6 protein-coding genes and 1 pseudogene are annotated in these 8,079 nt (G+C 54.0%); 3 read left to right on the forward strand and 4 right to left on the reverse strand.

All coding sequences use genetic code 11. The annotated features are described in order from the left end of the window. From RS75_RS24595 to RS75_RS24605, 3 genes and pseudogenes are all read right to left on the reverse strand, one after another. A pseudogene (locus RS75_RS24595) lies at nucleotides 1–1,313 on the reverse strand (hypothetical protein); the annotation flags it as partial. A gap of 146 nt (nucleotides 1,314–1,459) precedes the next feature. Beyond that, nucleotides 1,460–3,037, reverse strand: a complete 1,578-nt coding sequence (locus tag RS75_RS24600) for a VirE2 family protein (protein WP_045025227.1) — start codon at nucleotides 3,035–3,037, stop codon at nucleotides 1,460–1,462. 34 nt (nucleotides 3,038–3,071) lie between these two features. Next, complete coding sequence (locus RS75_RS24605; protein ID WP_045022982.1) at nucleotides 3,072–3,275, reverse strand: hypothetical protein; 204 nt, start codon at nucleotides 3,273–3,275, stop codon at nucleotides 3,072–3,074. Nucleotides 3,276–3,508: 233 nt separating this feature from the next. On the opposite strand from RS75_RS24605, the gene RS75_RS24610 reads away from it, so the two are divergent. Continuing rightward, nucleotides 3,509–4,060 (forward strand): helix-turn-helix domain-containing protein, encoded by a 552-nt coding sequence (locus tag RS75_RS24610; protein WP_084687215.1) that lies wholly within the window; start codon nucleotides 3,509–3,511, stop codon nucleotides 4,058–4,060. Nucleotides 4,061–4,363: 303 nt separating this feature from the next. On the opposite strand, the gene RS75_RS24615 is transcribed toward RS75_RS24610, so the two are convergent. Next, entirely contained in the window at nucleotides 4,364–5,389 is a 1,026-nt protein-coding gene (locus tag RS75_RS24615; RefSeq protein ID WP_045025228.1) for an IS110 family RNA-guided transposase, read from the reverse strand. Nucleotides 5,390–5,403: 14 nt separating this feature from the next. Between RS75_RS24615 and RS75_RS24620 the strand changes: the two genes are divergently transcribed. Both RS75_RS24620 and RS75_RS24625 read left to right on the forward strand, forming a co-directional pair. Next, nucleotides 5,404–5,952, forward strand: a complete 549-nt coding sequence (locus RS75_RS24620) for an IS630 family transposase (protein ID WP_045025229.1) — start codon at nucleotides 5,404–5,406, stop codon at nucleotides 5,950–5,952. Nucleotides 5,953–6,687: 735 nt separating this feature from the next. Continuing rightward, nucleotides 6,688–8,040 carry a hypothetical protein gene (locus RS75_RS24625; RefSeq protein ID WP_045025230.1) on the forward strand — a complete coding sequence of 451 codons (1,353 nt, stop codon included), beginning with the start codon at nucleotides 6,688–6,690 and terminating at the stop codon, nucleotides 8,038–8,040. The last annotated feature ends 39 nt before the right edge of the window (nucleotides 8,041–8,079 follow it).

The raw sequence follows: 8,079 nt of genomic DNA on the forward strand, positions 1-8,079 counted from the left end.
TTGCCTGCCGACCGGCTTGAGGTTGCTGGTGGAACCGCTAACGATTCCATCAGCGCTTTCTTGCCGTTGTCTGCCACATCGCCTGAGGACGTTTTTGACCTCTCGCCAAGCTTTAGAACAGGTTGCCAGTGATCGGGTGATGGCTTCGTGACCGGAGGTTGGGTCTGATCTCTCTCTGAAGAGGGTGAACGAGAACCGAGCCTGTGAATGGGAGGAGGAGGAGGAGGATTGGGAAGAGGAACAGGATCGGGAAGAGGAATATTCGTCAGTGTGTGCTCGGCGGCCACGGACGATGTCGGCGTCCGGGGGAAGAGAAGAGGCGGCGCGGTGGTGGAGGTTGCGGATCTGTCTTGCATCTCCTGGTGAGAAGGGGCGGGTCTGACGTTTTCCGTGGTCGCCCGTAGTTTGGCTTCTCTCAGCCGTCGCTGCTGCTCCATTTCCCCGACTGTTAATTCAACTGGAATAACCTTTTTGGTGCGGAGAAATCTTTTGGTTGTCACCAGTTTAAGCCGGTCGCCTTTGTACTGGACGTCTTCAGTGTATAGTATTCCGCGTTTGGCGTGTGTGGTTGCAATGCTGCCGTCAGGCTTGAACGACACGCTCTTTTCCCCGAAGAAGCCTTTCCTGCCCGTAGGAGTTAATTTCCCTGTGGCCTCATCCCGGTCGAATGTGTTTACCCTTTGCCCTTTTTGCTGGGTGACTATGCGTTTACCGTCCTTGAGTGCGGACATCGTTTCGGTAACCGGACTGAACAGAATACCGTCTCGCAAGCGTTCGGTCGAGAAGTGTGTGCGGATCAGTCTTCCCTTGGTGTCCCTATCCCATTGTTCTTGTGCACGCCCATTGCTGAGGTTGACTGTTTCTTTCAGGAGCTTGCCATCAACGTCATATCGGCTATCGATGAGCGTCCTATTGCCACGCATCAGTTTATATCTGGAAACATATTTCAGTGGATTCCCATCGGCATCCTTGCTTCCAGGAATGTCCTCCACATGCTGTTCTGCTCTTTTACCCCACCACTTTTTTTTCCTGCGGATCATCACATCGGGCTGGTCGGGCTCGTACATGATCTTCTTTCGAAAGCTCTGGTACATGACACCGACCTTGCCCTCTGGTCCGGCAAGACCATGGAGCGCGTCTTCTTCGGCGTAGCGAGGCGCCTTCCCCTCCTGTCCGTAGCGATCGTTGAAAGCGTCGGCCTCGTCTGCCCGAATTGTCGACGCTGCCGAGAGTTCTTTCTCTGCTTCTTTCACTCGTTTGGCGAAACGTTTGCCCAGGACAAGGTCGGGGGTACTGGAAGAGAATCGAGCCATTGTAATCCTCCTGGTGGAGCGTTAACTCATGAGCGGCGCTTCGTAATTCGAAAGACGCGTTCCGCGATGCTCCTCGCGGGCCATGAGTGTTTCTGTGTTGGTTGTAAATGAAGGAGCAGCGAGCCTGCTCTTGTTCTTCGTATCCATCAACTGATGTCGTGATCCCCATCATGATCTCTGGACGGAGGTCGGTTCTGGATGTCCATTCTGCTGTTGGTTGCTGCCCTGGTCGCTGGGCCGGGATTCTCTGGCGTCAGGCCTTGAACCCGTTGATCCGGTTCCGTTTTGATCCCTGCGCCAGGAATAGCTGCCGTAGGCTCGGTTTTTATCTCCTTGGCGAAGTGGAGGAACTTCGACTCGGCTACAGCCTCAGACCTGATGGCGTTGAGTTCCTCCCATGCGGCGGGCGGGATCGAATTGGGGCCCATCGAGGCCATATTGCGAAAACTTCCGTTGCGACCACCCTGTTCTCCCTCGGTCGCCAGGAAGGTTTTGTCGTCGGGAAAGCTCTTTCTGAATGCCTCGCCTCGCACGGTGATGTGCTTGTCATGAAACGGATAGAGAATTTGCCCGTCCTGGACCCAGCCATGGGGGGAGTTTTCATATCTGTCGTACATGGCGTTTCTTGCGTTGGAAGTCATTGTGTGCGGATCGTTCTCCACGGTCTCAACCCATGGCCCTTTGTGGATCCGCGTGGCGCTGGCCGCCTCCAGCCTGTCCAATGCTTCCGCGAGGTGTCCGGACTCGTTCGTCTGGGCTATTTCGATCGGCAGATAGGTGTTGTTACGGCGATCTCTGACGTTGATAGCAAAGTCGTCGGTCTCCGCGCTCGGACCGGAACGTAGCCTCATCGCCGGGAGAGAGTCAGGATGCTGCTCAAGAATCATTTCTGCCGGATAAATGCGTTTATCCGGGGTGATAACCATAATTTCGGGCAGATTTTTGATATGGCCTTCACGAAGGTAGCCTCCGAATCTGTGTTCGGCCGTATTCCAGTCCGGGCGGGAGTTGATGTATTCCGGGGTGTGGTAAAAATTGCTCTCTGACTTTAGTGCTACATGGGATGCACCAAATTGTTCCTTCATGGCTGCAATGTTATGCAGGCCGTCATTTTCCTGCCGGAATACGAGGATACCCGCGTAGCCATTATGCAGGAGAACATCGGGCGCAGCCGCTCCCGTGGGTTTCGGATGTATATATTCATAGTTTTGTTCACGAAGCCCGGCGGGCGTCTTGAATTCCCTGTTTTCTCCCTCCAGCCTGTACTTCGGTAATGTCTGCCCCTGGGCGTTTTTCCATGTTCCCTGTGGCTCCTTTGGGGGATCGAAGTGAATAGGCACGCCGTCTTGCCTTAAATGCTTCCTTGCGATGTTTCGGCTTTCGACGAAAATTGCCATGTCTTCGGATTTGGTCAGCTTTTGGCCGTTTTTACTGGCCAGTTTTTCCCGTGCCAACCCGGCTTTTATGGTTTTATCGTACAGTTGAGACGGAATATAATTCCCATTCGTATCCCTCTTGAGGATCAGGAGATGGTCGAGATCCCTGTGCGTGGGATTTCCGTATTTTTTTGTAAAATCTTGCGGAGCCAACGCGTCCCAAATGATGCCTTTATCATCCTTGGGGACACAGACAAAAAGCCCTGCGTTATTATTTGCTTTCAATCTAACATCACGATCACCTGCAATAGATGCGGCAATCTGTTCTTTATAGTCTTCGTCAACCATAATAATATCCCTGATAAAAATCTATATAATACGCTTATTTCTCAGTATTGTTTTTCGGAGACTCCAGAGATTCCATCAGAGATGCGAGTTCCTCGTCCTCTCTGGTTTCGAAAAACGGCTCGCCATCGTAGTGGTCATCGCTGCCGTCATCGTCTGCAAGTTGCTTTGCGGTGGAGGATATAATTCGAAGGCCGCGCCTGGTTGAGCCTTCAGGTGATGATCTCTGGTCGTTGGTCATATTATTTATCCTTAAAAGGAATAGATTGTAGTATTCGGGCGTTATACTGTCCCGGGTCGGTCTGATGGTCGCTCCGCTGTCGTCAATAACGAGCGAAGATCATGCATTGGAACAGGGTGAAAATTTATCACCACTTGAGTTTTATAGGCAGCGTATTTGCGCTACAGCTGTAATACCAAGGCCCGATGATTTTGACTCACGGGATTCCGTTATCCAGCAAATCATGATTCAACATGGCGGAAGGAGATTTCGCCATGGGAACAGCACTTGATATTCGCCGAGACTACACGACTGACGACTTGCGGCGTCTGGCACGCCAAAGCCGCGACGCGGATTGGTCGCGCCGGTTGCTTGCTTTGTCGGTCATTTGCGAGGGCGGTTCGCGCAGTCAGGCAGCCTCTGTTGGCGGGGTTGGTTTGCAGATCATCCGCGATTGGGTCCAGCGTTTCAATCAGCACGGTCCAGATGGTCTGAAAACGGGCAAGGCCAAGGGGCGTGAGCCCTTGCTGAATGACAAGCAGCGCAAGGCGCTTGTCGAGGCTGTCGAGAAAGGTCCCGTTCCCTATCTTGACGGCGTGGTGCGCTGGAGGCTCGTCGATCTGGTGCAATGGCTTTGGCAGGAGCATCGCATCTCGGTGAGCCGCCAGACGCTTGGTCGCGAGTTGAATGCGATGGGCTATCGCAAACTCACCGCCCGTCCCAAACATCATGCGCAAGATCCTCAAGCCATTGAGGAGTTTAAAAAAACCTCCCCGCCGCAGTGGCGGAGATTGCCGCCGGAGTAGCCCAAGGCAAACGAATAGAAATCTGGTTCCAGTGTATGGTTCGCCTCCGGTTTGCAAGAAGAAACGACAGTCCCGATAGACCCTGCTTCAGCGTATCCGGCTTGCTAATGGGCGAAGATGCCCGAGCCACAATGGGAGCCGCTGGGATGCGTTCCTTACAAGACGACCAGATGCTGTGATCTCTGCATTCTCCGGTTTGTACCAGGGCGAGCAGGGATCAATCTACTGGAACCATCAGGCTGCGCATCCTATCAGATGCACGGTACCATCGCTTTCTCCTCGCAAGTCAATCAGCCTCGCACCTCAGGCGGCGTTCGGCTGAAACGATATATTCTGTGTTAGGATAGCCCAGATGATGCGCGCAGCCTTGTTGGCGCTCGCTACCACAATCTTGTTCGCATGCATGCCTCGCTCGACCAGCCTTTCCATGAAAGTTGAAAGGCCGTTCTCTCGCTTTTTGCGGTTATAGAAGGCCGAGCGCATGCCGTGGATCATCAAGGTCCGGACGTAGGTGTTGCCACGTTTTGATATTCCCAACAGTGTCGTCTTTCCACCCGTTGATCGTTGCCGCGGAACGAGCCCCAGGAAAGCAGCAAGATCCCGGCCGCTCCTAAAATCCGAAATATTTGCCACAGCGCTGAACAGGGCCGTGGCCACGATCACGCCGACACCAGGCACCGACAACAACGCCCTGCAGGCAGAACTGGATTTGGCGAATGTGGCAAGCTCTGCATCGATCTCTTCGATGCGGGCGTCGACTGCTTCATATTCGGCGGCCAGTGTGGCGAATAATGCCCGGCAAACCGAGTTGAGCTGGATCTCTTGGCCGGTCAACAGTTCCCGCAGGAATCTATCGAAACGCATCCGGCCCGAGCCAAAGACCAGACCCCGTTCGCGCAGAAGGCCACGCACCTGGTTGATGATGGCGGTCCGTGCCGTCACCAACCGTTGCCGCACCCGGTGCAATGCCTGAATGTCCAGTTGCTCCTGTGACTTGACGCCCACGGCATGGCGGCCCGGTCGTTGCGCGGCTTCCGCGATCGCCAGTGCATCATTCCAGTCATTCTTCTGCGCCTTTGCGAAAGGCCGGACACTCTCGGGCGTCAGGAGCCGGACGTCATGGTCCATGGCGACGAGCTGATGCGCCAGCCAATGCGCCCCGGAACAAGCCTCGAAGGCGATCTCGAGCCGCTCCGTCTTTTGTTTAAAGAAAGCGATCAGCCCAGATCTGGTGAATTGTCGGCGAAGCACGATATCGCCCTCCATGCCGAGCCCGATCACATGAAAGCTGTTCTTGCCAATGTCGATGCCGATTTGCTTGATTTGCATGTAATGCCTCCTTCTTGTTGGACGACGAAGCGTATCCGCCGGGGAGGAGGCGAACCATCCCACAAGACGAGGCCCGCATCGGGCAGAAGAACAAGATTACCCGTCGCTGGGCCAAACGCGGAACGCGACCTTCAGCGCCGCACGATCAGCGCACAAGGTCAGCCTACATCTTCGGTGCAATCTGTCCCAAGCTCGGCAAGGCGGCAGCGTTGGTCATGCCGTGGTGCGACTCCTATGCGATGACCCAGCATCTGGCAGAAATCTCCCGCCATGTCGCAAAGGACGCCCACGCCATCCTCATCATGGATCAAGCGGGCTGGCACATGTCAAATAACCTCGTCGTCCCCGGCAACATCACGATCCTGCCGTTGCCCTCAAAATCCCCGGAACTGAACCCGGTCGAAAACCTCTGGCAGTTCATGCGCGAGAACTGGCTCTCAAATCGTATCTTCGAATCTTACGAGGACATTGTCGATCATTGCTGTGATGCCTGGCGAAAGCTTCAAAGCCAACCCTGGCGCATCATGTCTATCGGCCGCAGAGAATGGGCCAATGAGTTCTGATCATTGAGCGCTGGTATAACAGGCATTGTCGTTCGTCAGGATGTATTGCGGGGTCCAGAGAGCGGCTTTGCTGATCGGCAAATCGGACGATATTCCGGCATCACAACCGGCGTTCGTTCGGATATGAATACCAGATTGAAGAGGGCGCCCGGTTTGCCTGACGCACCGGACAAAAATCGTTCTCCCGCGTCAGTGTGTCTCTGGTGGCGGCAGGCGACACATGGTTCCGGCGCGGTCGTCCTAGCCGAAGCCAGACAGAAATCCCACCTATCCCGGCGGTTCAAATTTCCTGAGACAGCTCTTTCTGGCTACATTCTCCGAAGCGTCGGCCCACTACAGCATTCAGGCGCGATTGACAGCAGAGCGCGGTTCTCGGCCTCTCTCGTCATATGGAGAAGGTGAACGAAAAGTTGGACGAGCGCTATTGGTGAGCACCTGGCGACGAACGTGACCGGGTCTCTCGCTTGAAACGGATGCCGTGAACAAAACGGCGAGCGTCAGTGGCGCAGGGCAGCGGAAGAAATCTGGATCGGACCATGCCCTGAATTTCCCGTCCAGTCCGGGTCAAGGTTCACTTTCGAGAACGGACATATGATTGTACCCGGAAATCCCGCTTCTGGGCGTTACAAATGAAACACGATATTGGTTTGGACGATGCCATGCGCCAAATAGTATTCCCACAAAGCCAGCTCGTTCATGGCCTCATGTGTGGTTGCTACAAAAGGAGCGATGATCATGGCAAATGGAAGTAAGGTTGAAGCTGAAAGTCTCCCGGCTCATCAATCTGGACCCGGTACAGAGCAGCTGGATCCATATCTCTTTAGACGCCTGCCGTCTGAACTCGTGGAGCAGGTCGGGATGTATATGGTCTCGGACGATATCCATGAGACAGCACGCAGACTGGACGATTTCAGGACGTTTTCACCACATGCGAACGCGGTTGCAAAAACATCGTCCCGACTAAACAGGGTTCAAGCGCGAATTCATTATCTGCGGTCGCTTGCAAATGATCACTATGCGGCTGTTGTGAAGGAGGAACTTCCAGAGGTTCAGCGGGAGGTATTTAACGTGCCGCGAGAACTGGAGCCAGTCCCTGCGGTAGATCACGTGCAAGCCGTGGGGCCAATTCTCAAACTTCGATCTTCAGCGGAAAACTCTGACCTCGTTACGAAGATACTCGCAATTCCAGATAGCGTGGTGAGATCTGAGACGATCAGCGCAATGACGCCATATTTTGACGACGTTGCCAAAAATGATCGGTCAAGTCTCATCAAGGAAGCAATCAGAATACTTGGAGACAGAGGGCATCCCCTTACCAGGGTCGATTTCGAGGAGCACGGCGCAGAGGGTTACTCGATCAATATAGAAGGACGTCATGAGGCGGCCGATGTCGTTGTTGAATCCAGAGCACGCGGCTACCTGACAAAAGAACACCTGTCCGATCTCTTCGATCTTACGACGCATTGGCCAGAATTAAGTGGCCTGCTCGCCCGGCGCGAAAAAGAACGCCGGGAAAGCATCCGCACACAACTTCGGGAGGCTGGAGCAAACATGACTGCGGTGGAAGTACTGAAGTCTGACAGTTCCGCATTAAAAACAACTCAGACTTCCCGGATGACGGGGCATTTTTCTGAAATTGGGCCGGAGGCCCTCTCAGCTCTCATTGATAATGCAATTACGACTTTCGCCCGGATGGATGTTCCTGTTGAGTGGAAGGTTAGAAAACAGGCAGTTGATGTCCTTGTTGAAGCGCGCGCCGGGGGCTATCTGACAAAGGACCACAAATCAGAGCTTAATAGCGTCACGCGCGCTAATCCGGAATTGAAGCAAGCCCTCTCCAAAGGAATGGAGAGCCATAAGAAATATGCTGTAGACAAAGCATCTGACGCAGAAATTGCGAACCTCCGCAAAACCTTCGACGACGTTAAAAACGTAAACTTGCCGTCACTCGATGTCGCAAGGTTGCCTGCCGAACATGCAAGAATGGATTCTCTGCAGCGAGTTTCAAAGGCCGTGGAAAAATCATCTACCATGTTGAGGCAACAGCTCAGGGACGCCAATCGGGAAAGGTCTGGTCCGGTGCGTTGAGGCAGTTGAACCGCGCCGGGTTTGCCGGAGACCTCAACT

The sequence above is a fragment of the Rhizobium nepotum 39/7 genome, from assembly GCF_000949865.1.
Lineage (GTDB): Bacteria > Pseudomonadota > Alphaproteobacteria > Rhizobiales > Rhizobiaceae > Agrobacterium > Agrobacterium nepotum.

What these genes read in the sequence shown, in the direction of transcription:
- RS75_RS24625 (WP_045025230.1), top strand. Translation starts at nt 6,688, where the DNA reads ATGGCAAATGGAAGTAAGGTTGAAGCTGAAAGTCTCCCGGCTCATCAA.
- RS75_RS24615 (WP_045025228.1), bottom strand. Translation starts at nt 5,389, where the DNA reads ATGCAAATCAAGCAAATCGGCATCGACATTGGCAAGAACAGCTTTCAT.
- RS75_RS24600 (WP_045025227.1), bottom strand. Translation starts at nt 3,037, where the DNA reads ATGGTTGACGAAGACTATAAAGAACAGATTGCCGCATCTATTGCAGGT.
- RS75_RS24610 (WP_084687215.1), top strand. Translation starts at nt 3,509, where the DNA reads ATGGCGGAAGGAGATTTCGCCATGGGAACAGCACTTGATATTCGCCGA.
- RS75_RS24605 (WP_045022982.1), bottom strand. Translation starts at nt 3,275, where the DNA reads ATGACCAACGACCAGAGATCATCACCTGAAGGCTCAACCAGGCGCGGC.